This window comes from Streptomyces sp. NPDC048650 (assembly GCF_043199095.1).
GTDB lineage: Bacteria > Actinomycetota > Actinomycetes > Streptomycetales > Streptomycetaceae > Streptomyces.
This window is the reverse complement of the sequence record NZ_JBICVM010000001.1, coordinates 435,916-457,187: the sequence shown is the minus strand read 5'-3', so window position 1 is coordinate 457,187 and position 21,272 is coordinate 435,916. Positions and strand designations below refer to the sequence as shown.

The 21,272-nt window shown below is 70.9% G+C and carries 19 protein-coding genes and 1 pseudogene; 8 read left to right on the top strand and 12 right to left on the bottom strand.

The window, feature by feature from the left end; genetic code table 11:
• Window positions 1-160: 160 nt before the first annotated feature.
• Complete coding sequence (locus ACGFML_RS02130) at window positions 161-961, bottom strand: SigE family RNA polymerase sigma factor (protein WP_393538984.1); 801 nt, start codon at window positions 959-961, stop codon at window positions 161-163.
• Between the two features lie 224 nt (window positions 962-1,185).
• On the opposite strand from ACGFML_RS02130, the gene afsQ1 reads away from it, so the two are divergent.
• The 5 genes from afsQ1 (at window position 1,186) to ACGFML_RS02105 (ending at window position 5,249) form a co-directional block, all read left to right on the top strand.
• Window positions 1,186-1,863 (top strand): two-component system response regulator AfsQ1, encoded by a 678-nt coding sequence (gene afsQ1, locus ACGFML_RS02125; RefSeq protein WP_026169550.1) that lies wholly within the window; start codon window positions 1,186-1,188, stop codon window positions 1,861-1,863.
• Window positions 1,860-3,575, top strand: coding sequence for an ATP-binding protein (locus ACGFML_RS02120; protein ID WP_393538982.1), 1,716 nt, complete (start codon window positions 1,860-1,862; stop codon window positions 3,573-3,575). The genes afsQ1 and ACGFML_RS02120 overlap by 4 nt, the downstream gene beginning before the upstream one ends.
• The gene (locus ACGFML_RS02115; RefSeq protein WP_393538980.1) at window positions 3,572-4,201 is read left to right on the top strand and encodes a hypothetical protein; all 630 of its coding nucleotides are present in this window, start codon (window positions 3,572-3,574) and stop codon (window positions 4,199-4,201) included. Before ACGFML_RS02120 ends, ACGFML_RS02115 begins: the two co-directional genes overlap by 4 nt.
• A gap of 246 nt (window positions 4,202-4,447) precedes the next feature.
• Window positions 4,448-4,960 carry a VanZ family protein gene (locus ACGFML_RS02110; protein ID WP_393540362.1) on the top strand — a complete coding sequence of 171 codons (513 nt, stop codon included), beginning with the start codon at window positions 4,448-4,450 and terminating at the stop codon, window positions 4,958-4,960.
• Between the two features lie 79 nt (window positions 4,961-5,039).
• Window positions 5,040-5,249 carry a PspC domain-containing protein gene (locus tag ACGFML_RS02105; protein WP_393538978.1) on the top strand — a complete coding sequence of 70 codons (210 nt, stop codon included), beginning with the start codon at window positions 5,040-5,042 and terminating at the stop codon, window positions 5,247-5,249.
• 110 nt (window positions 5,250-5,359) lie between these two features.
• On the opposite strand, the gene ACGFML_RS02100 is transcribed toward ACGFML_RS02105, so the two are convergent.
• Complete coding sequence (locus ACGFML_RS02100) at window positions 5,360-5,644, bottom strand: hypothetical protein (protein ID WP_393538976.1); 285 nt, start codon at window positions 5,642-5,644, stop codon at window positions 5,360-5,362.
• Between the two features lie 151 nt (window positions 5,645-5,795).
• Entirely contained in the window at window positions 5,796-6,956 is a 1,161-nt protein-coding gene (locus ACGFML_RS02095) for an adenosine deaminase (RefSeq protein ID WP_393538974.1), read from the bottom strand.
• 103 nt (window positions 6,957-7,059) lie between these two features.
• On the opposite strand from ACGFML_RS02095, the gene ACGFML_RS02090 reads away from it, so the two are divergent.
• Window positions 7,060-7,827: an alpha/beta hydrolase gene (locus ACGFML_RS02090; RefSeq protein ID WP_393538972.1), complete on the top strand. Its 768-nt coding sequence runs from the start codon at window positions 7,060-7,062 to the stop codon at window positions 7,825-7,827.
• Window positions 7,828-7,833: 6 nt separating this feature from the next.
• Here ACGFML_RS02090 and ACGFML_RS02085 read toward each other — a convergent pair whose 3' ends face one another.
• Window positions 7,834-8,772: a LysR family transcriptional regulator gene (locus tag ACGFML_RS02085; RefSeq protein WP_393538970.1), complete on the bottom strand. Its 939-nt coding sequence runs from the start codon at window positions 8,770-8,772 to the stop codon at window positions 7,834-7,836.
• A gap of 119 nt (window positions 8,773-8,891) precedes the next feature.
• Between ACGFML_RS02085 and ACGFML_RS02080 the strand changes: the two genes are divergently transcribed.
• The gene (locus tag ACGFML_RS02080; RefSeq protein ID WP_393538968.1) at window positions 8,892-10,214 is read left to right on the top strand and encodes an MFS transporter; all 1,323 of its coding nucleotides are present in this window, start codon (window positions 8,892-8,894) and stop codon (window positions 10,212-10,214) included.
• 85 nt (window positions 10,215-10,299) lie between these two features.
• On the opposite strand, the gene ACGFML_RS02075 is transcribed toward ACGFML_RS02080, so the two are convergent.
• The 3 genes from ACGFML_RS02075 to ACGFML_RS02065 form a co-directional block, all read right to left on the bottom strand.
• Window positions 10,300-10,896: a Uma2 family endonuclease gene (locus ACGFML_RS02075; protein WP_393538966.1), complete on the bottom strand. Its 597-nt coding sequence runs from the start codon at window positions 10,894-10,896 to the stop codon at window positions 10,300-10,302.
• An 85-nt stretch (window positions 10,897-10,981) separates the two neighbouring features.
• Window positions 10,982-12,262 carry a thymidine phosphorylase gene (locus tag ACGFML_RS02070; protein ID WP_393538964.1) on the bottom strand — a complete coding sequence of 427 codons (1,281 nt, stop codon included), beginning with the start codon at window positions 12,260-12,262 and terminating at the stop codon, window positions 10,982-10,984.
• A gap of 99 nt (window positions 12,263-12,361) precedes the next feature.
• Window positions 12,362-12,763 (bottom strand): cytidine deaminase, encoded by a 402-nt coding sequence (locus ACGFML_RS02065; RefSeq protein ID WP_393538961.1) that lies wholly within the window; start codon window positions 12,761-12,763, stop codon window positions 12,362-12,364.
• Window positions 12,764-12,963: 200 nt separating this feature from the next.
• On the opposite strand from ACGFML_RS02065, the pseudogene ACGFML_RS02060 reads away from it, so the two are divergent.
• Window positions 12,964-14,231, top strand: a pseudogene (locus tag ACGFML_RS02060) (RNA-guided endonuclease InsQ/TnpB family protein); the annotation flags it as partial.
• Window positions 14,232-14,258: 27 nt separating this feature from the next.
• Here the strand turns inward: ACGFML_RS02060 and ACGFML_RS02055 are convergent.
• The 5 genes from ACGFML_RS02055 to ACGFML_RS02035 all read right to left on the bottom strand — a co-directional run bounded on the left by ACGFML_RS02055 (window position 14,259) and on the right by ACGFML_RS02035 (window position 21,146).
• Window positions 14,259-15,539, bottom strand: a complete 1,281-nt coding sequence (locus ACGFML_RS02055) for an ABC transporter permease (protein ID WP_393538960.1) — start codon at window positions 15,537-15,539, stop codon at window positions 14,259-14,261.
• Window positions 15,536-16,687 (bottom strand): ABC transporter permease, encoded by a 1,152-nt coding sequence (locus ACGFML_RS02050; protein WP_393538958.1) that lies wholly within the window; start codon window positions 16,685-16,687, stop codon window positions 15,536-15,538. Before ACGFML_RS02050 ends, ACGFML_RS02055 begins: the two co-directional genes overlap by 4 nt.
• The gene (locus ACGFML_RS02045) at window positions 16,684-18,255 is read right to left on the bottom strand and encodes an ABC transporter ATP-binding protein (RefSeq protein ID WP_393538956.1); all 1,572 of its coding nucleotides are present in this window, start codon (window positions 18,253-18,255) and stop codon (window positions 16,684-16,686) included. The genes ACGFML_RS02050 and ACGFML_RS02045 overlap by 4 nt, the downstream gene beginning before the upstream one ends.
• A gap of 163 nt (window positions 18,256-18,418) precedes the next feature.
• A complete protein-coding gene (locus ACGFML_RS02040; RefSeq protein ID WP_393538954.1) occupies window positions 18,419-19,450 on the bottom strand; it encodes a BMP family protein in 1,032 nt (343 codons plus the stop codon).
• A 472-nt stretch (window positions 19,451-19,922) separates the two neighbouring features.
• On the bottom strand, window positions 19,923-21,146 hold the full coding sequence (locus ACGFML_RS02035) for an amidohydrolase (protein ID WP_393540361.1): 1,224 nt from the start codon (window positions 21,144-21,146) through the stop codon (window positions 19,923-19,925).
• Between the last annotated feature and the right edge of the window lie 126 nt (window positions 21,147-21,272).

Sequence of the window (21,272 nt, the reverse complement as noted above, 5' to 3'; positions counted from 1 at the left end):
TCCTTCTCCCCCGTATCCCCCGTATCCCCCGATACGCCCGGCCTCGGCGGATCGCTCCGCCCCGGCCGGTTTCCCCCGTATCCCCCGGTTTCCCCCGTACCCCGTTCCCCTCGGGCACTTCCCCCGGTTTCCCCGGGTTCCCCCCGGGCTTCCCCCGCCTTCAGGCCACCAGCTCGCCGAAGGACTCCTCCTCGTCACGCCCGAAGCTGAGGACCTCGTCCTCGCGCAGCCGGCGCAGGGAGCGCCAGATGCTCGACTTCACCGTGCCGACACTGATGTTCAGAATGTCCGCGATCTCCGGGTCCGTGCGGCCCTCGTAGTAGCGCAGCACCAACATGGTGCGCTGCGCCTCGGGCAGCCGGGCCAGCGCCTGCCACAGGACGGCGCGCAGCTCGGTGCCGCGCATCGCGTCCACGTCGCCGGCCGTCTCGGGCAGTTCCTCGGTCGGGTATTCGTTGAGCTTGCGGCGGCGCCAGGCGCTGATGTGGAGATTGGTCATGGTGCGCCGCAGATAGCCGCCGAGCGCCGCCTTGTCGCTGATCCGGTCCCAGGCCCGGTAGGTCGAGAACAGCGCGCTCTGCAGCAGGTCCTCGGCCTCGTAGCGGTCACCGGTCAGGTGGTAGGCGGTGGCGTACAGGGAGGCGCGGCGCTCCTGGACGTAGGCGGTGAAGGCCGCTTCGGCCTCGGCCGCCTCCGACGCGGAGCGCCGTTCCCCCGTGCCCTCCCTGTACTCCGTTCCCCCGTTGTTTCCCCCGTGGGCCGCGTTTCCCCCGTGGCCCGTGTCTCCCCCGTTGACGCCCACCTTCGTGGCGTCGATGGCCACCATGTACGGCGGCCGTTGACGCCCGGCGCCGCGAGCGCACCCCCGCACCCCCGCCGCACCGGACTTCTCCGTGGTCCGTACGACGTCATGGAGCCGCGTGATAACTGCGCTGGAAGTCGTGCCGTGCAGTGTGTTCATCTCGCGCCCCCCGTCGTAGAGCCAGCTCGTTCGGTGTGTTCCGGGTGTTGATCTCTCCCGGTGCCCAAAAGACTGCCAACCCAGTTTCATCGCGTTGTCCGCCGACTGTCACAGCCCTGTCACAGGGGCCGGTGACCTCCGGCGCGGGGCCACCACCCGGGCCGTACACGTGTGAGAGGGGCCACTGGTCGATCTGGCGGTCTCCCATGCGCCAGAATGGCGATGTGCCTTTCCTGTTGCTGATCGAGGACGACGACGCCATCCGCACGGCCCTCGAACTCTCCCTGTCCCGCCAGGGTCACCGTGTGGTGACCGCGGCGACGGGCGAGGACGGCCTGAAGCTGCTGCGCGAGCAGCGCCCGGACCTGATCGTGCTGGACGTGATGCTGCCGGGCATCGACGGCTTCGAGGTGTGCCGGCGGATCAGGCGTACGGACCAGCTGCCCATCATCCTGCTCACCGCGCGCAACGACGACATCGACGTCGTGGTGGGGCTGGAGTCCGGTGCGGACGACTATGTCGTCAAGCCGGTTCAGGGGCGGGTGCTGGACGCCCGTATCCGGGCCGTACTGCGCCGCGGGGAGCGGGAGTCCAGCGACTCGGCGACCTTCGGCTCCCTGGTGATCGACCGCTCCGCGATGACGGTCACCAAGAACGGCGAGGACCTGCAACTGACACCGACCGAGCTGCGGTTGCTGCTGGAGCTGAGCCGCCGGCCCGGACAGGCGCTGTCCCGGCAGCAGTTGCTGCGCCTGGTGTGGGAGCACGACTACCTCGGCGATTCGCGTCTGGTCGACGCCTGTGTGCAGCGGCTGCGCGCGAAGGTGGAGGATGTGCCGTCCTCACCGACCCTGATCCGTACGGTGCGCGGTGTCGGCTACCGGCTGGACTCCCCGCAGTGACGGGACGCCCCACAGCGAGCGGGCAGGACGAGCCGGACCACGGGAGCGCGGATGCCGCGGCGCCCGCGCCCGGCGGGCGGGCCGCGCGGCTGCTGCGCCGCGCCTCCGGCCTGCTGCGCTGGACGAGTCTGCGGCTGCGGCTGGTCGTCGTCTTCGCGCTGGTGGCGCTGACGGCCGCGGTCTCCGCGTCCGGTATCGCCTACTGGCTCAACCGCAACACCGTCCTCGACCGCACCCAGAACGCCGTCCTCAAGGACTTCCGCAAGTCACTGGAGGACAGCACCCGGTCGCTGCCGCTGCGGCCGCGATGCACCGAACTCCAGGACGCGGCACGGCAGATGGCGGGCGGGCCGCAGAACTACGCGGTGCTGCTGATCGGCGTGGACCGCGAGGGCAAGGACTGCGCGGCCACCACGGACAAGGACCTGCTGACGCTCACCAGCGTGCCGAAGACGCTGCGTACGGCGGTCACCCAGGTCCGCCCCGTCGACGCGGCCAACCGCTACTCCCACCATCTGTACTGGCAGCGCCGGGAGCTGGGCGACGTCCCCTATCTCGTCGCCGGGGCGAAGGTGATCGGCGGCGGGCCGACCGGCTACATGATCAAGTCGCTGGCCGCCGAGCGGCAGGACCTCAATTCGCTGGCCTGGTCGCTGGGGATCGCCACCGCGCTGGCGCTGGTCGGCTCCGCGCTGCTGGCGCAGGCCGCCGCGACGACCGTGCTGCGCCCCGTCCAGCGGCTGGGGTACGCGGCGCGGCAGCTGGGCGAGGGGCGGCTGGACACCCGGCTGCGGGTGACCGGTACGGACGAACTGGCGGATCTGTCACGGACGTTCAACCGTACGGCGGAGCGGCTGGAGCAGCGGGTCGAGGAGCTGAGCGCGCGCGAGGCGTCCTCCCGGCGGTTCGTCGCCGATATGTCGCACGAGCTGCGCACGCCGCTGACGGCGATCACGGCGGTCTCCGAGGTGCTGGAGGAGGAGGCCGACTCCCTCGACCCGATGATCGCGCCCGCGGTGCAGCTGGTGGTCAGCGAGACCCGGCGGCTCAACGAGCTGGTCGAGAATCTGATGGAGGTCACCCGCTTCGACGCGGGGACGGCCCGGCTGGTGCTCGACGACGTCGATGTCGCCGACCAGGTGACCGCCTGTATCGACGCACGGGCCTGGCTGGACGCGGTCGACCTGGACGCGGACCGGGGCATCGTGGCCCGGCTGGACCCGCGGCGCCTCGACGTCATCCTGGCGAACCTGATCGGCAACGCCCTCAAGCACGGCGGCTCGCCGGTACGGGTGTCCGTGCACACCGAACCCACCGACGCCATGGGTCTCACCGGACTCGCCGAGGACACCGGGGACGCCGAGGACACCGGGGACGCGACGGGCGTGGAGCCCGGCGGCGGGGAGCTGGTGATCCGCGTACGGGATCACGGCCCCGGCATCCCGGAAGAGGTGCTGCCGCACGTCTTCGACCGCTTCTACAAGGCCAGCGCGTCCCGGCCCCGGTCCGAGGGCAGTGGCCTGGGCCTCTCCATCGCGATGGAGAACGCGCACATCCACGGCGGCGGGATCAGCGCCGCCAATCTGCCCGAGGGCGGCGCGGTCTTCACGCTGCGGCTGCCGATGGACGCGTCCCGTCTGACGGACTGCGGACCGGGCGCGGGCCCGAAGGGCGACGGACCGGCGGGCAAGGGCACGGAGGGGGACCGATGACGAGCCGGTTGGGCCGGGGGTGGCGGCGCACCGCGGCGGCACTGGCGCTGGCGCTGGTCGCGGGTGGCTGCGGTATCCGGGGCACGTCCGTGCCGGTGGATGCGGGCGGCGCGCCCTCGCGGGTGAGCTGCAAGGTCCCGGCCGGGGACACGCCGTCGGCCGGACCCGACGGTGTCACGGCCACCATCTATCTGGTGTGCAGCTCCGCGCTGGGCCAGGTGGAGCGCTCCGCGCCGCGGCCCAAGAGCAGGGTGCCGGCCGCCGCCCGGCTGGAGGCGGCGCGGGCGCTGCTGGCGGAGCTGCGGCAGCAGCCCGCACCGGCGGAGGACCAGGCGGGGTTCAGCAGCGCGGTGCCCGAGGACCTGAAGGTGGATGGGCCGCGCGCGGGCGATCCCGCCGATGCGCTGCGGCTGAGCATCCGGCCGGGCGATCTGCCGTCCTTCGCGCTGGCGCAGCTGGTGTGCACCTACGGCGCGGCCCAGGCGCTGGGGCACACCCGTGCGGCGGTGCTGGGCGGCCCGGGCGCGGACGCGCCGCACCGCTACGACTGCTCGGCCGATGTGCTCGCCGATCCGGACATCGCCCAGAACGCGGGCTGGGGCGACCCGCTGTCCGAGGACGACTGAGCACCGGGATCCCTTAGGGGACGGGACCGGGGCCCTCAGGGGCGGGCCCGGTGGCACGAGGGCTCCTGCGGCAGAGGGCCCCGGCGGCAGAGGGGTCCGGCGGCTGAGGGGTCCGGCGGCTGAGGGGCCCCGACACCGGCGGGCATCCGGCCAAGACGGGCGCAAGGGGACGGAACCGCAGCCCCCGCTACCGGCGTCCTGGCCTGTGTGCAGCGTCATGGTTCCGGCGACACCGCCGCCCTCCGTATGCGCGCCACCGGACTTCTCCTCCTTGTGGCGCATCTGCTGATCGTCGGCTGGCTGACGCTGCGGCCCCGTACGGTGCCGTGGGTGCCCGCGCCCAATCTCGAGCCGCTGGCGTCGATCAGTGCCCAGCTGGCCGGCGGCCCCTGGCACGCGGTGCAGGGCCTGAGCGGCCAGGTGCTGCTGCTGGCGCCGCTGGGGGTGCTGCTGCCGATGGCGGCCGGGCGGCTGTACGTGTCGCCGCTGGTGTCGCTCACCCGTACCGTCTTCGCGGGCGCGATGATCTCGCTGGCCATCGAGCTGTTGCAGGCGGGAGTGCCGGGGCAGGTCGCGGACGTCGATTCGGTGCTGCTGAACACGCTCGGGGTGGCGGTGGTCCACCTCGCCGTCGTGCCGGGGTGCCGGCGCCGGCTGCGTCGCCGGGCGGGGGATCTCAGGGGTGCGACCCCGAGGATCTCCAGGGTCGGACTGGCTCCCAGGGCCGATGTCCTCTCCGGCACCCGAACCTACCTTTGAGGCATGAGGGGAGAACGTCCGGCGCCACCGGGCAAGCGCCTCTCACGTCGAACCGACGGAGTCGAGAAGGAGCCTCATCATGGCCGCCGCACTGGTCCGCCCGAGCAACAACCGAATGATCGCCGGAGTGTGCGCGGGCCTGGCCCGTCGCTTCGGCACCACCCCGACGACGATGCGCGTGATCTTCCTGCTCTCGTGTCTGCTGCCGGGCCCGCAGTTCCTCGTCTACCTGGCGCTCTGGATATTCCTCCCCTCGGAGGACAGGGCCTCCGGCGCCACGGCCTGGTAGCCCGGCGCCCGGCCACGGCCCGCGGCGGACCGGGTCGTGGACGGGGCTGTGCCCCGGCCCCCACGCGACAGTGCGCGGGGGCCGGGGCACGGCGGGCGTTCGGCGGCGGATCAGCGGCCGTTGGCCAGCGGAAGGTTCTTCGCGACGGCGTCGGTCGGCAGCCCACCGAGGAGGTTGCCCTTGCGGTTGCCGTGGGCCACGAGGCCGCCGTCGGCCGACTTGGCCTGGGTGACGCCCGAAACGGTCTTGGTGGCCTGCTTGACCGGCAGCTTGTTCAGCAGACCGGTGGCGTCGGCGGCGCTCACCGGGGCCGCGGCTGCGGCCCCCGCGGCGGTGACGGCGAAGGCGGCACCGAGGGCTGCGGCACCGAGCGTCTTGATGGTTCCCTGCTTCATCGAATTACGTCCTCGTGATGGGGTGTTGTGTGGAGGCTTGACCGGCCAATCAACCTAGTGAGGGCATTACCGCCGCCGCAAACACCCACGGGCACAGAAAAACGGCCGGTGGACATCCACCGACCGTTTTTGCTAAACCGCGCGCCTACCCTCACTCAGGGTGAGAACTCCTGCTCACGCCGGTCGTGGTGCCCGCCTGACGGAACAGCCATTCGGCCCGCAGCTCGGCATATCCGGGCTTGATGACGTCGTTGATCATGGCTAGACGTTCATCGAAAGGAATGAAAGCTGATTTCATCGCATTGACCGAAAACCACTGCATGTCATCGAGCGTGTATCGGAATGTCTCGACCAGTTGCTCGAATTCGCGCGACATGCTGGTGCCGCTCATCAGCCGGTTGTCGGTGTTGACGGTGAGCCGGAACTGCAGGCGGCGCAGCAGCCCGATGGGGTGCTCGGCGTAGGAGGTGGCGGCGCCGGTCTGGAGGTTGGAGGTGGGGCACATCTCCAGCGGGATGCGCTTGTCGCGGACGTACGACGCGAGCCGGCCGAGCCGCACGCCGCCCTCTTCGTCGACCTCGATGTCGTCGATGATGCGGACACCGTGGCCGAGACGGTCGGCGCCGCACCACTGGAGCGCCTGCCAGATCGACGGCAGGCCGAAGGCCTCGCCGGCGTGGATGGTGAAGTGGTTGTTCTCCCGCTTGAGGTACTCGAACGCATCGAGGTGCCGCGTGGGCGGGAAGCCGGCCTCGGCGCCCGCGATGTCGAAGCCGACGACGCCCGAGTCGCGGTAGCGGTTGGCGAGTTCGGCGATCTCCAGGGCGCGGGCGGCGTGCCGCATGGCGGTCAGCAGGGCCCCGACGCGGATGCGGTGACCGTTGTCGCGGGCTCGCCGCTCGCCCTCGCGGAAGCCCTCGTTGACGGCCTCGACGACCTCTTCGAGGGTCAGGCCCGCTTCGAGGTGCTGCTCGGGCGCATAGCGGATCTCCGCGTAGACGACGCCGTCGGCGGCCAGGTCCTCGGCGCACTCGGCGGCCACTCGGGCCAGTGCGTCGCGGGTCTGCATGACGGCGCAGGTGTGCGCGAAGGTCTCCAGATAGCGCTCCAGCGAGCCGGAGTCGGCGGCTTCGCGGAACCAGATCCCCAGCTTGTGGGGATCGGACTCGGGGAGGCCGTCATAGCCGGTCTCCTGCGCCAGGTCGACGATGGTGCCGGGACGCAGTCCGCCGTCGAGGTGATCGTGGAGCAGCACCTTCGGAGCGCGGCGGATCTGTTCACTGGTCGGGAGGTTGGTGGTCTCGCTCGTCATTTCGGCACTCTAGCCCCTACGCGCGTAGATCTCACCGAACGATACGCAACAGTGACCCGTCCACGGGGTGGCCTGCACCCTGCCTTCTGCCATCGTTCTCGTCATGGCTCAGCAAGCGCTGCCGGTGCGTGAGGCCCGGCTGGGAAAACCGCGCGGAACGGCCGGGACGGACAAGGCGGTGAGCGGCGTCGCCCTCTTACTGCCTGAGGGCGGCCCCACGGGGGTGCGGCGTCCGTCGCCGATCTCGGCGCTGGCGGTCCGCCCGCTCGCGGTCCGACTGGCGAAGGCGGGCCGCCCCGAGGGCCTGGCCGCCCATGTCCTGCGCTATCGCTGCCGAGGCTGGAACGGCTCGGCGGCCCACCCCGCGCGGGACGCCACCTGGGCCCTGGACGAGATCGTCCGCCGCTACGGCGATGTGCCGGTCTGCCTGGTCGGTACGGGTATGGGTGCGCGTGCGGCCCTGCACGCCGCGGGCCACCCGGCCGTCCACTCCGTACTGGCGCTCGCCCCCTGGTTCCCCGACCCCCGCACGGACCCCGAGGACCCCGATCCGGTGAAACAGCTCATCGGCCGCCAGGTCCTGCTCGTCCACGGCACCAACGACGAACACACCGACCCCGACCTCTCCTACCACTACGCCGAGCGGGCCAAGAAGATCAACCGCGACGTCTGCCGCTTCGAGGTCCACTCCGACGGCCACTCCCTCCACCAGCACCGCGCCGAAGTCCTCGCCCTGGCCACCGACTTCATGCTCGGCTCCCTCTTCGCCCGCGACTACGCCCGTCCGGTGGAGGACGCGCTGGCCGCTCCCCCGCCGCTGGGCCTGCGGATGCCGCTGGCGTCGGGGTTCGGGGCGTCGTTGCGGCACTGATCCCCCTCACCGGGGCAGCAGCAGCCCCCGCCGGCTCAGCAGGAACTTCTTGAACGCGGCAACCGGCGGGGTGTCCTGGTGTCCGTCCAGCCAGGCCAGGCCGATCTCGCGGACCGCCCGCGGGGCCGTCACGGTCAGTTCGGCGACGCCGGGGCGCGGCACCGCCGGGGGTGGCAGCAGGGCCACCCCCAGCCCGGCCGCCACCAGGCCGCGCAGGGTCTCGGCCTCCTCGCCCTCGAAGGCGACCCGCGGGGTGAAACCGGCCTCGGCACACAGCGCGTCGGTGATCCGGCGCAGTCCGAAGCCCGGTTCGAGGGTGACGAAGAGTTCGCCCGCCGCCTCGGCCAGCCGGATCCGCTTGCGCCCGGCGAGCGGGTGGTCGTCCGGGACGACGAGGCGCAGCTTCTGCTCGTCGAGGCGGCGGGCGACCAGGTCCGGGTAGTCGGGCACCGGTGAGGTCAGACAGAGGTCGAGGTCGCCGGCCCGCAGTCGTTCGATCATGGCCTCGCCGTAGTTCTGGACGAGTTGGAAGCGCACCCTCGGGTGGTCGACGCGGAAGGTGCGCAGAAGGCCGGGCACGGTCTCGGAGCCGAGGGTGTGCAGAAAGCCGAACGCGACCTTGCCGGCGGTGGGGTCGGCGTCGGCGCGTACGGAGTCGGTGGCGCGCTCCAGGTCCGTCAACATCCGTTCGGCGGAGGCGCGGAAGGCCCGGCCGGCCGGGGTGAGCGAGAGGGTACGGCCGTGTCGGGCGAACAGCGCGACGCCGAGGTCCTCCTCCAGTCGGACGATCGCGCGGCTGAGGGTCGGCTGGGGCATGCCCAGCTCGTGCGCGGCCCGGGTGACATGCTCGTGGCGAGCCACCGCGGCGAACTGCGCGAGGCGGGGCGCGAGCGCGTATGCCCAGGAATCCGCACCAAGATCAGTGGCCTCCGCCACTTCCGACATGTCTTTTCTGTTGCGAGGTTGCGACAGAGGCGTTCGTGAACTGCGATCATGTGCCACAGCATCAATTATGCAGTTTCCATGCATTGGACGCATGAGGCTGTGACCCCTACGTTCGAAGCATGCCTCCCGCCGATACCGGGGCGTCCGTCATCATCCGTACGGCCGCCTCTCCCCAGTCGTCCACAGACACTTCTTCCCCCGCAGCCGCTGCCGTCGACCCCGAGTCCGACAAGCTGCACCCGGGCGGCCCCGGCTACCGCCGGATGAGCTTCGCCCTCTTCGCCGCCGGAGTCGCCACCTTCGCGCTCCTCTACTCCACGCAGGCGCTGCTGCCGGCGATCTCCAGCGACCTCAACGTCGCGCCGGACCAGGCGAGTTGGACCGTATCGGCGGCCACCTTCGGCCTGGCGCTCGGCGTGATCCCGCTCAGCGCCGTCTCCGAACGCTTCGGCCGCCGCACGCTGATGACCGCCTCCCTCTCCGTCGCCGCGCTGATCGCGATGCTGGTGCCCTTCGCCCCGACGCTGGGCGCGCTGATCGCACTGCGCGCGGTCCAGGGCATCGCGCTGGCCGGGCTGCCGGCCTCGGCGATGGCCTTCCTGGCCGAGGAGGTACGGGCCAAGGCCCTGGTGGCGGCCATCGGACTGTTCGTGGCGGGCAACAGCATCGGCGGGATGTCCGGACGGATCGTGACCGGCTGGGTCGCCCAGGCGTGGGGCTGGCGGGCCGCGCTCGGCGCGGTCGGTGTGATGGCGGTGGTGTGCGCGGTGGCCTTCCGGCTGCTGGTACCCAAGGCGCGGCACTTCGCGCCCCGCGCGGTCGGTCCGCGGGCACTGGCCCGTACCCTCGGCGGCCATCTGGCCAATCCGCTGCTGCGCCGCCTGTACGGCATCGGCGCGCTGTTCATGACGGTCTTCGGCGCGGTCTACACGGTCATCGGTTACCGGCTGGTCTCCGAGCCGTTCAACCTCCCGCAGGGCATCGTCGGCTCGATCTTCATCGTCTACCTGGTCGGTACGGTCTCCTCGGCGGCGGCGGGCAAGCTCGTCGCCCGGATGGGCCGTCGCGGCGCCCTCTACCTCGCGGTCGGCGCCACCTCGGCCGGCCTGCTGCTGTCGCTGGCCGACTCGGTCGCCGCGGTGCTGGCGGGCCTGATCCTGATCACGGCGGGCTTCTTCGCGGGCCACGCGGTCGCCTCGTCCTCGGTCAGCCGCACCGCCAGGACGGCCCGCGCCCAGGCATCCGCGCTCTACCAGTGCGCGTACTACGTCGGCAGCAGCCTGGGCGGCGCGCTCGGCGCCGCGGCCTTCCACGCGGCGGGCTGGGAAGGCACCGTCGTCCTGGGGCTGGCCGCGATGGTCGGCGCCGCGTCGATCACGCTGTACGCGACGCGCAAGGCGGTCGTCGAACGGCGGCTCCTGCACCTGGAGCGGGCGGCGTAGCCGCACCCGTTGAACCCGAAGGGCCCGCCCCACCACCTGTCCTGGTGGGGCGGGCCCTTCGTCACTCCTGGTGCGCCCGTCGCCGTCAGACGCCGCCGAAGGGGAACACGCTGGTATCGATCGTGAGCGGGAAGGGGTCGGGGAGGTGGACCTCCTCGCCGAACTTCACCTTCTGCAGCTCCCGGTAGACCTCGTCCTTGGACTCTCCGTAGAGCGTGACAGCGGGCCCGGCAGGGGCGAAGCGGTCGATGAGGAGATACAGCGGAACACCCGCCTGCGCGCAGGCCGCCGCCTCGTTGATCCGGTCGAAGCTCGCGTGGGACGGCGAGGTGATCGCGACGACCAGTTCGGCTTCGGTCAGCGGGGCGGCAGCGCCCCCCTCCAGCGCGTCCACGACATCGTCCGGGAAAACGACGAGGTCAGGGATGTAGAGGCGCCCGCGAGTGGGGTGGGCAACTCCCAGGGTCTGATGGGCCCCCCAGTCCTTGGGAAGCACGGTGTACAGACTGCGCTGAACCTTGTCGGCAATGCGACTGTGGGGCGCGGCAGGCGGTGGTGTCACAACGATGATCCCATCAATGATCTCCACCTTGCTGCCCTCGGGCCAGTCCGACTCCTCCCAGAAGCGGACGAGCTCATCCCAGTGCTGCCCCGGAGCGGGGTCGGCGGGGAGTGCACTCATGGCGGTCTCCTATCTCGGTATGACACCGATCCCAGCATGCCGAACCGGTCCACAGCTCTCGTTCACCCGTACGGGAAACCGCAGGTCAGCCGATGCGTTCCAGCACCACCGGCGAGGCGGTGAAGTCCGCGTCCGCCGGCCCGACGAGGACCGCGCCGTCCAGTGCCTCCAGGGCGTACGGGAGCTTTTCCGGGGTGTCCGTGTGCAGCGTGAACAGCGGCCGGCCGGCCGTGACGGTGTCCCCCGGCTTGGCGTGCAGCTCCACTCCGGCGCCCGCCTGGACCGGGTCCTCCTTGCGGGCGCGGCCGGCGCCCAGGCGCCAGGCGGCGAGGCCCACGGCGTAGGCGTCGAGGGTGGTGAGGACGCCGGTGGCGGAGGCCGTGACGGTGTGCTGCTCGCGGGCCACGGGGAGCGGGGCGTCGGGGTTGCCGCCCTGGGCGGTGATCATGCGGCGCCAGTGGTCCATCGCGGAGCCGTCGGCCAGCGCCTTGGCGGGGTCGGCGTCCGTCAGACCCGCCGCGTCGAGCATTTCGCGGGCGAGGGCCAGGGTCAGGTCGATGACGTCCTGCGGGCCGCCGCCGGCCAGGACCTCGACGGACTCGCGGACCTCCAGGGCGTTGCCGGCCGTGCGGCCGAGCGGGGTGGCCATGTCGGTGAGCAGGGCCGAGGTGCGTACGCCGTGGTCGGTGCCCAACTCGACCATGGTGGCGGCCAGTTCACGGGCGTCGTCGAGGTGCTTCATGAAGGCGCCGGAGCCGACCTTGACGTCCAGGACGAGGGAGCCGGTGCCCTCGGCGATCTTCTTGGACATGATGGAGGAGGCGATGAGCGGGATGGCTTCGACGGTGCCGGTGACGTCGCGGAGCGCGTAGAGCTTCTTGTCGGCGGGGGCGAGGCCGTCGCCGGCCGCGCAGATGACGGAGCCGACGTCGCGCAGGACGTCGAGCATCTCGGCGTTGGAGAGGGCGGCGCGCCAGCCGGGGATGGCCTCCAGCTTGTCGAGGGTGCCGCCGGTGTGGCCCAGGCCCCGGCCGGAGAGCTGGGGGACGGCCGCGCCGCAGGCGGCGACGAGCGGGGCGAGCGGCAGGGTGATCTTGTCGCCGACGCCGCCGGTGGAGTGCTTGTCGGCGGTGGGGCGGGTCAGGGCGGAGGAGAAGTCCATCCGCTCGCCGGAGTCGATCATCGCGGCGGTCCAGCGGGCGATCTCGCGGCGGTTCATGCCGTTGAGGAAGATGGCCATCGCCAGGGACGACATCTGTTCGTGGGCGACCTCGCCGCGGGTGTAGGCGTCGATGACCCAGTCGATCTGATCGGGGGTCAGCTCGCCGCGGTCGCGCTTGGTGCGGATGACGGAGATGACGTCCATGGGGCGTGGCTTCCTTTCGGACTGCGTTCCCCGAACTTCGCACGAGGAACGTGACACCTCCCGTTCTACACGCATAGAACGGGAGGCGGCCAGCGTCCGTCATCTCTCCAGATGGCCCGGCCCGAACGCGTCCGGAAGCAGGTCGGACAGCGGCCGGATTCCGGCGGCGGTATCGACCAGGAGCTCCGGGCCGCCGTGTTCGTACAGCAGTTGGCGGCAGCGCCCGCACGGGACGAGGAGCGCGCCCTCGCCGTCCACGCAGGTGAAGGCCGTCAGCCGGCCGCCGCCGCCCGCGAACAGGGCCGAGACCAGGCCGCATTCGGCGCACAGCGCGAGGCCGTACGAGGCGTTCTCGACGTTGCAGCCGGTGACCGTACGGCCGTCGTCCACCAGGGCGGCGGCGCCTACGGGATAGCCGGAATACGGGGCGTAGGCCCGGGACATCGCGTCCCGGGCCTGCGCGCGCAGTGCGGTCCAGTCGACCGGCACCGGTGGTGTCATCAAGTCTCCTTCGTAAATGCGCCCACCTGCAGGTGGGGTGGGGTACCCCCGCTTGCGGGGGAGAAACGAAGCTCCTACGGAGCAAGGCAGGGACAGCCTGATCGTCGCCAGGCGATCCGGCGTCCACCACCGGGGCGGCAAGCAGGCCCGGCGTGATCAGGTGACTTCAACTGTCAGTGGTACCGGATAAGTTGAGCGTCATGACGACGGAAGCGAAGGCGGAGGGTGCTACCGGGCACGCCCGATATGCCTACCGTCTCCGGGTGTCGTCCACGGCCCGCACCTCGCTCGAAGCGGAGTGGGGCCGGTGCCGGTGCCGGTGGGTGTGGAACGAGTGCGTCGCCAAGTCCAAGGCCGTGTACCTGCACAACACTGCCACGGCCGGCGACAAGCGGACGTGTGGGCCGGTCCAGCTCGCGAAGATGCTGACCGAGGCCCGCGCCATGACCCCGTGGATGCGTGAAGGCGCCAACGTTCCTCAGCAACAGATCATCCGCGACTTCGGCAAGCCCCGCGCGAAGGCCCTCAAGAACATCAAGGCCCGGTTGCCGATGCGGCAGCGGGCCGGGATGCCGCGGTACAAAAAGAAGCGCGAGGCGCTGCCGACGCTGGAGTACACCCGGCGCGGCTTCCGCTTGAAGGACGGCCGTTTGCATCCGGCGGGCGGGATCGTGCTGCGGGTGGTGTGGTCGAGGGAGCTGCCCAAGCCCCCTTCCAGCGTGCGTGTGTAGCGGGACAGCGTCGGCCACTGGTGGGCGTCTTTCGTGGTGCCCGCCCAGACCGAGAACCTTCCTGCGGCCGGCCACGTGATCGGTATCGACTGGGGCGTCAGGGAGACCGCCACCACCACTTCCGATGTCCACGACCTTCCCCACCCACAGCACGGGAAGACTGCGGCGCAGAAGCTTGCCCGCTATCAGCGGATGATGGCCCGTCGCCGCCCCGCCAAGGGACAAGCCGGCTCGAAGGGCTACCGCGAAGCGAAGCGGAAGATCGCGAGACTCCACAAGAAGGTTGCCCGGTAGCGCCAGGACACCGGTCGGAAGTGGGCCAAGAAGGTCGTCCGCGACCATGACCAGATCGCGGTGGAGGACTTCCGGCCGAAGTTTCTGGCCAGGTCGACCATGGCCAGGAAGGCCGCAGACGCGGCGATCGGCGCGACCACGGGTGCCTTGGTCGAGATGGCCCGCAAGCACGGTCGCATTGTGCACCTGGTCCATCCCGCGCACACCACGATGGACTGTGCGCAGTGCGGAGCGAGAACCAAGCACGCACTCCCCCTCTCCGAAAGGACATATGCCTGCACCGCGTGCGGAGCCGTATCCCCCAGGGACAAGAACTCCGCACGCGTGATGTCCCCCAGCTACCGCTGGGAGGTGCCCCCAGGTCCGGGCTGGTCTGCAACCCGGCTGGTGCTGATCGTGCAAGACCTGTGCGCCCGCCGGGCCGCAGGCAACGTGAGCCAGGAATCCCCCTCGTTCACGAGGGGGAGGAGTCAAGTGCCTTGTCCTCGGCGGTAGGGCTTGCCGTTCGCCTTCGGTGGCCGGAGCCGCTGGGAGAAGAGAGCCAGTACAAGCAGGGTCGCGAGGTACGGGCTCGCCTCGACCAGTTCGAGGGGAACGGTGTCGGCCAGGAAATACCAGGCTATGAGGACGACGGCCACCACTGCGGCAACCGCGGCCTGGGCGCGCTTGGCGGCGCGCAGCCGCAGCAGCGCGAGGACGGCGAGCAGCGCCGCCAGGCCCAGGAGCAGGGCGTGGACGGTCGGGCCGCCGCTGCGCAGCTGCATGGCGTCCATGAAGCCGAACAGTCCCGCGCCCATCGCGACGCCGCCCGGCCGCCAGTTGCCGAAGATCATGGTGGCCAGACCGATGTAGCCGCGGCCGCCGGTCTGTCCGTCCTGGTAGAAGTGCGTGCCGATGGAGAGGAAGGCACCGCCGAGGCCGGCCAGCGCTCCGGAGACGAGCACCGCCGCGTACTTGTACGAGTAGACGTTGACGCCCAGCGTCTCGGCCGAGATCGGGGCCTCGCCGCAGGAGCGCAGCCGCAGTCCGAAGGACGTACGCCACAGGACGAAGAAGGTACCGACGAACAGGACCACCGTCAGGACGGTGAGCCAGGAGACGCCGGTGACCAGCGCGCCGGCGATCCCGGCGACGTCGGAGACCAGGAACCAGTGGTGGCCCTCGACGGCGTTCAGCCAGTCCGCGAGCCCGGGAACGGTGAACGTCGGCATGTCGGGCATCGGCGGCGACTGCTTGTCGTTGCCGCCGGCCAGCAGGGCCGCACTGCCCTCCTGGCCGAACCAGAGGGTGGCCAGGTACTGGGTCGCGCCGAGCGCCAGGATGTTGACCGCAACACCGGAGACGATGTGGTCGACGCCGAAGGTGACGGTGGCGACGGCGTGGATGAGGCCGCCGAGCGCACCGCCGACGACGCCGGCCAGTGCCGCCGCCCACGGCCCGTGCTGCCAGCCGATCCAGCCGGCCGCGAACGACCCGAGCATCATCATGCCTTCGAGGCCGATGTTCACGACGCCGGCCCGCTCGGACCACAGGCCACCCAGACCCGCCAGGCCGATCGGCACGGCGGCGCTCAGCGCGGCCCCGAACTGCCCGGTGGAGGTGAGGTCTTCGACCCCGGTGATGGCCTGGAGGGCGGAGACCACGACCAGCGCACCCGCGATGATCAGCAGCACCCAGGGGTAGGTCAGCTTGCGCCGGCCGCCCTTCTGGGGGGCCGCGGGCCTCGCCGCGGACTTGAGTTCCGTACTCACGCGGACACCTCCGGCTTGTCGTTGCCCGTGGTACGGGACAGAGCGGCCAGCTCCTCGCCGACCTTGCGCTGCTGGAGGCGGACGCCGTAGCGGCGCACGACCTCGTACGCGATGACCACGCACAGCACGATGACGCCCTGGATGACGCCGACGACCTCCTGCGCGTACCCCTCGAACTCCAGCCGGGAGCCGGTGCGGTCGAGGAACGCCCACAGCAGCGCGCCGAAGGCCATGCCGGCGGGGTGGTTGCGGCCCAGCAGCGCGATGGCGATGCCGGTGAAGCCGATACCGGCCGGGAAGTCCGTGCCGTACTGGAAGGACTCGCCGAGCAGGGTGGGCATGCCGACCAGACCGGCCGCCGCGCCCGACAGCAGCATGCTGATGACGATCATGCGCTTGACGCTGACGCCGCTGGCCTCGGCCGCCGACTCGGAGGCGCCGACGGCCCGCAGGTCGAAGCCGAAGCGGGTGCGGTTGATGACGAACCAGTACAGCGCGCCGGCCAGCACCGCGATCACCACGAAGCCGTAGACCGGCTTGGGGTGGGTCGGGAAGGCGAAGAAGTGGCTGGATTCCGGCAGGAACTTGGTGTGCAGGAGGTTGCCGTCCTTGATGGCGAGGCGGCCGTCCTGCAGGAAGTAGCCGATCAGCGAGGCCGCGATGGCGTTGAGCATGATCGTGGTGATGACTTCGCTGACGCCCCGGGTGGTCTTCAGCAGACCCGCGATACCGGACCAGAGGGCGCCCACCAGCATCGCGACGACGATGAGCAGGATGATCTGGATCGCGCCGGGGAGAGCGACGGCCCCGCCGACCGCGGCGGCCGCGAAGGCCGCGAGCCGGTACTGGCCGTCGACACCGATGTTGAACAGGTTCATCCGGAAGCCGATGGCCACCGCCAGCGCCGAAAGGTAGTACGGCACCGCCTTGTTGATGATCCAGACCTGGCTGTCGCTGTAGTGGCCGTAATCGGCCATGATCCCGTAGGCCCGGAACGGGTTCTCGCCGGAGGCCAGGAAGACCAGCGACGAGATCACTATCGCGGCGACGATGGCCAGGAGGGGCGCGGCGATCGCGAGGATCACCTTGTCCCGGGTGGCACTGCGCGCGATGGCGTCCACGGTGGGGTTCTTGGTGCTGGTACTCACTGCTGCTCACCGCCCTGCGCGTCGGGGTCCTGCGCGTCGTCGTCCTGCGACGCGGTGTCCTGCGCCTCGGCGTCCTGCGCGTCGGCGTCGTCGGACGCACTGAGGTGGCCGCTTGCGGCACCGGTCATGGCGGAGCCCAACTCCTCCGGAGTGATCACGGCGGGGTCCGCGTCCGCGACCAGCCGGCCCCGGTACATCACCCGCAGGGTGTCGGACAGCCCGATCAGCTCGTCCAGGTCGGCAGAGATCAGCAGCACCGCCAGGCCCTCGCGGCGCGCCTCGCGGATCTGCTCCCAGATCTGCGCCTGCGCGCCGACGTCCACGCCGCGGGTGGGGTGGGCGGCGATCAGCAGCTTGGGGTGGTGGCTCATCTCCCGGCCGACGATCAGCTTCTGCTGGTTGCCGCCGGAGAGCGAGGCCGCGGTGACGTCGATACCGGGCGTGCGGACGTCGTACTCGGCGACGATCCGCTGGGTGTCGGCGCGGGCCCCGGCCAGGTCGAGCAGCCGGCCCTTGCTGTTGGGGCGCTCGGTGACATGGCCGAGGATGCGGTTCTCCCACAGCGGGGCGTCCAGCAGCAGGCCGTGGCGGTGGCGGTCCTCGGGGATGTAGCCGATGCCGCCGACCCGTCGGGCGCGGGTGGAGGCGCCGGAGAGATCCTTGCCGTCCAGGGTGATGGTGCCGTGGTCGGGGGTGCGGGTTCCCATGACGGCCTCGACGAGTTCCGCCTGGCCGTTGCCCTCGACGCCGGCGACGCCGAGCACCTCGCCCTTGCGGATGGTGAGCGAGATGCCGTCCAGCACCGTACGCACCACGCCGTCGGAGTCGGTCGCCGACAGGTGCACGTCGCTGACCTGGAGCATGGTCTCGTCCGTGACCGTCGACTCGCGGGTCTCGGGCGACGGCAGCTCGCTGCCGACCATCAGCTCGGCCAGCTGCTTGGGCGTGGTGTCCGCCGGCGCGACCGACGCCACCGTCGTGCCCCGCCGGATCACCGTGATGTCGTCGGCGACCGAGAGCACCTCACCCAGCTTGTGCGAGATGAAGATGACGGTCAGACCCTCGGACTTCAGCTCCCGCAGGTTGTCGAAGAGCGCGTCGACCTCCTGGGGGACGAGGACGGCGGTGGGCTCGTCGAGGATGAGCGTGCGCGCACCCCGGTAGAGGACCTTGAGGATCTCCACCCGCTGGCGGTCGGCGACGCCGAGGTCCTCGACGAGGACGTCCGGGCGGATGGCCAGCCCGTAGGCGTCCGAGAGTTCCGCTATCTTCGCGCGGGCCCCGGCGCCGATGCCGTGCAGCTTCTCGGCGCCCAGGACGGTGTTCTCCAGGACGGTGAGGTTGTCGGCCAGCATGAAGTGCTGGTGCACCATGCCGATGCCGCGGGCGATGGCGTGGCCGGGAGTGTGCAGCGAGACCTGCTCGCCGTCCAGCGCGATGGTGCCCTCGTCCGGCTTCTGCATGCCGTAGAGGATCTTCATCAGGGTGGACTTGCCGGCGCCGTTCTCGCCGCAGAGGGCGTGGACGGTGCCGCGGCGCACGGTGAGGTGGATGTCGTGGTTGGCCACGACGCCGGGGAACCTCTTGGTGATTCCGCGGAGTTCGACAGCAGGGGCGTCCGGGCCGGGCGGGCTGCTGTTCGTGGGTGCTGCGTTGATGACGCACTCCCCTCGGGGATGAAGGAGCCGAAGAAGAAAGAAGCAGGAGGGACAGGGACCCGAAGGTCATGGGCTACGGCGTCTCCTTGACCTTCACCTTGCCCTCGATGATCTTCTTCCGGGCCGCGTCGATCTGCGGCTGGATGTCCTTGATGAAGCCGCCCGAGGTGGCGAGCGAGACACCTGCGCGCTTGGTGTCGTAGGCGTGCACGCCGGTCAGCGGCTTGTGGTCCTCGACGCTCTTGATCAGGTCGAAGACGGCCACATCCACGTTCTTCACCACCGAGGTCAGGATGTGGTCCTTGTACCTGACCAGGCCCGGCTGGAGGTACTGGTCGCTGTCCACCCCGATCGCCCAGGCGCCCTTGACCTTGCTGATCGCCTCGATGGAGCCGGCGCCCGACTGTCCGGCGGCCGAGTAGATCACGTCGATGCCGCCGTCGAGCATGCCGTTGGCCTTGGCCTTGGCGGCCGCCGGATCGTTGAAGCCCTTGTCGTTGTTCGGGTAGAGGTACTGCGAGGTGACCTTGGCCTTCGGGTCGGTGTCGCGCACCCCCTGCTCGAACCCGGCCTGGAACTTCTGGATCAGCGCGTTGTTCACACCGCCGATGAAGCCGACCTTGTGGGTCTTGCTCTTCAGCGCCGCCGCGACACCCGCCAGATACGAGCCCTCGTGCTCGGCGAACACCATCGCGTCGACGTTCTTGCCCGTCGGAACGGCGTCCACGACACCGAAGGTGGTGTCCGGGAAGTCCTTGGCGACGTTCTGTACGGACTGGCTGTAGGCGAAGCCGACCCCGATGACGGGGTTGTACCCGGCCTCGGCGAACGAGCTGAGCCGCTGCTCGCGGTCCGCCTCGGTCTCGCCGTTCTTCGCGGTGAGCATCTTGACGTTGACGCCCAGCTTCTTCCTGGCGTTCTCCGTACCGCGCGCGGCCGCCTCGTTGAACGAGTGATCGTCCCGCCCGCCGATGTCGAAGGCCAGTCCGACGCCCGCGTGCTTGGCACGGTTGGCCTCGGCAAAGCTCTGTCCGCACGCGGTGGCGGTGAGCGCGAGACACACGGTCCCGGCAGCCGCGGCGGCAATCCTGATGACCCGACGCACGGGGCCTTCCCTTCGCTCTAAGCGCCCCCACTGGCGCTGGCTTGTCGGGAGATTAACGCGCGTAGACCTGGCGCAAAACCCTCCACTGCGTGGACGTTATCGATTCGTCGCGTAGGGGTGAGGGGTGCCGGGGCGCCGCCGGGGGAACTTTCAAGATCACACAGCGAGTCGGGCCGGGCCCGGCCGCTGCGGTCCGGCCGTCCGCCACGGCACAGGAGCGTGCGGCTCCGGTTTCCGGATCATGGACGGACCGGCTGCCGTCGGACCGACCGGATGCCGCCGGACCGACCGGATACCGCCGGAGCGAGCGGGGCCGGGCGGCCGACGCCGGTCGGGCCGCGGCGCGAGGGACCCGGTTCATTCCTGGCAGGTGCATGCTCAACGACGAGGGCGCGGCCCGGGGCGGCGGAGGGCAGCGGTCGGCGACGGACGTACGGCCCGCCGAGCGTCCCGCCCCGGGCCGTCGCGGAGCTCAGGTCGAGAGGTCGCCGTTCAACAGGGCCGCCGCCGTGAACAGTTCCACGCCCACCCGGATCGCCTCCTCGTCGACGTCGAAGTCGCCGCGGTGCAGGTCGTACTGGTGACGGGCGCCGGGACGGCGGACGCCGAGGCGGGCCATGGCGCCGGGGACGTGTTCGAGGTACCACGAGAAGTCCTCGCCGCCGAGGGACTGTTCGGTGTCCTCGATGGCGTGGGGGCCGCGGCGGGCGGTCATCGCGTCCTGGAGCAGCTGGGCGCTGACCGGCTCGTTGACGACCGGCGGGACACCGCGGACGTAGTTGATCTGGGACTTCGCGCCGTGCAGCGCGGCGACCTCGTCGATGGCCGCGTGCACCATGTCGGGGGCCTGGCGCCAGGCGTCGAGGTCGAGGCAGCGGACGGTGCCGGAGAGCTCGGCGTGCTGCGGGATGACGTTGCAGGTGTGGCCGGATTCGAGGCGGCCCCAGGTGACGGCGAGGCCGGCGCGGGCGTCCACGCGGCGGGAGAGCAGCGCGGGCACGTCGAGGGCGACGCGGGCGGCGGCGGTGACCATGTCGGTGGTCAGGTGGGGGCGAGCGGTGTGGCCGCCGGGGCCGTCGAGTTCGAGCTCCAGGCGGTCGCAGGCCGAGGTGATCGGGCCGGTACGGAGTCCGAGCCGACCGGCGTCGACGCGCGGGTCGCAGTGGACGGCGAGGATGCGGCCGACGCCGTCCAGGACCCCGGACTCGATGGCGTCGGGGGCGCCGCCCGGCAGGACCTCTTCCGCGGGCTGGAAGAGCAGCCGCACGGGGCGGGCCAGCCGTCCCTCGCGGGCCAGCCCGGCCAGGATCAGGCCCGCGCCGAGGACGACGGCGGTGTGGACGTCGTGTCCGCAGGCGTGCGCGCGGTCGGGGACCGAGGAGGCGTAGGCGACGGTCTTGGTGTCCGGGATGGGGAGGGCGTCGATGTCGGCGCGCAGGGCGAGGAGGGGGAGCGCGCCGGAGCCGGAACCGGGCTCCGTGCCGATGTCACAGATGAGGCCGGTGCCGGTGGTCAGGACGCGGGGGCGAAGGCCGACCCGCTCCAGACGCTCCTTGATCGCCGCGGTGGTCCGGAGCTCCTGGTTGCCGAGCTCGGGGTGCCGGTGCAGGTCGCGGCGGAAGTCGATGAGTTCGGCGAGGAGCGCCTCGGGGACGGTTCCGGGGAGCAGGGTCGGGGCGGCGGCATCGGGGGACATCAGTTGGTTCACCCGTTGAAGGTTACGGGCCCGGGTGGGGCAACTGTCCCTCGATCAACAAAAGTTCAGCCCGTTGGGGGGAGAAAATCAGTCCGGTTGGTGCATGGGTGGATGCCGCGAAGGGTA

Coding starts and splice junctions, on each gene's coding strand:
- ACGFML_RS02130 (WP_393538984.1), bottom strand. CDS start 961: ATGAACACACTGCACGGCACGACTTCCAGCGCAGTTATCACGCGGCTC.
- ACGFML_RS02115 (WP_393538980.1), top strand. CDS start 3,572: ATGACGAGCCGGTTGGGCCGGGGGTGGCGGCGCACCGCGGCGGCACTG.
- ACGFML_RS02110 (WP_393540362.1), top strand. CDS start 4,448: ATGCGCGCCACCGGACTTCTCCTCCTTGTGGCGCATCTGCTGATCGTC.
- ACGFML_RS02105 (WP_393538978.1), top strand. CDS start 5,040: ATGGCCGCCGCACTGGTCCGCCCGAGCAACAACCGAATGATCGCCGGA.
- ACGFML_RS02100 (WP_393538976.1), bottom strand. CDS start 5,644: ATGAAGCAGGGAACCATCAAGACGCTCGGTGCCGCAGCCCTCGGTGCC.
- ACGFML_RS02095 (WP_393538974.1), bottom strand. CDS start 6,956: ATGACGAGCGAGACCACCAACCTCCCGACCAGTGAACAGATCCGCCGC.
- ACGFML_RS02090 (WP_393538972.1), top strand. CDS start 7,060: ATGGCTCAGCAAGCGCTGCCGGTGCGTGAGGCCCGGCTGGGAAAACCG.
- ACGFML_RS02085 (WP_393538970.1), bottom strand. CDS start 8,772: ATGTCGGAAGTGGCGGAGGCCACTGATCTTGGTGCGGATTCCTGGGCA.
- ACGFML_RS02080 (WP_393538968.1), top strand. CDS start 8,892: ATGCCTCCCGCCGATACCGGGGCGTCCGTCATCATCCGTACGGCCGCC.
- ACGFML_RS02075 (WP_393538966.1), bottom strand. CDS start 10,896: ATGAGTGCACTCCCCGCCGACCCCGCTCCGGGGCAGCACTGGGATGAG.
- ACGFML_RS02070 (WP_393538964.1), bottom strand. CDS start 12,262: ATGGACGTCATCTCCGTCATCCGCACCAAGCGCGACCGCGGCGAGCTG.
- ACGFML_RS02065 (WP_393538961.1), bottom strand. CDS start 12,763: ATGACACCACCGGTGCCGGTCGACTGGACCGCACTGCGCGCGCAGGCC.
- ACGFML_RS02035 (WP_393540361.1), bottom strand. CDS start 21,146: ATGTCCCCCGATGCCGCCGCCCCGACCCTGCTCCCCGGAACCGTCCCC.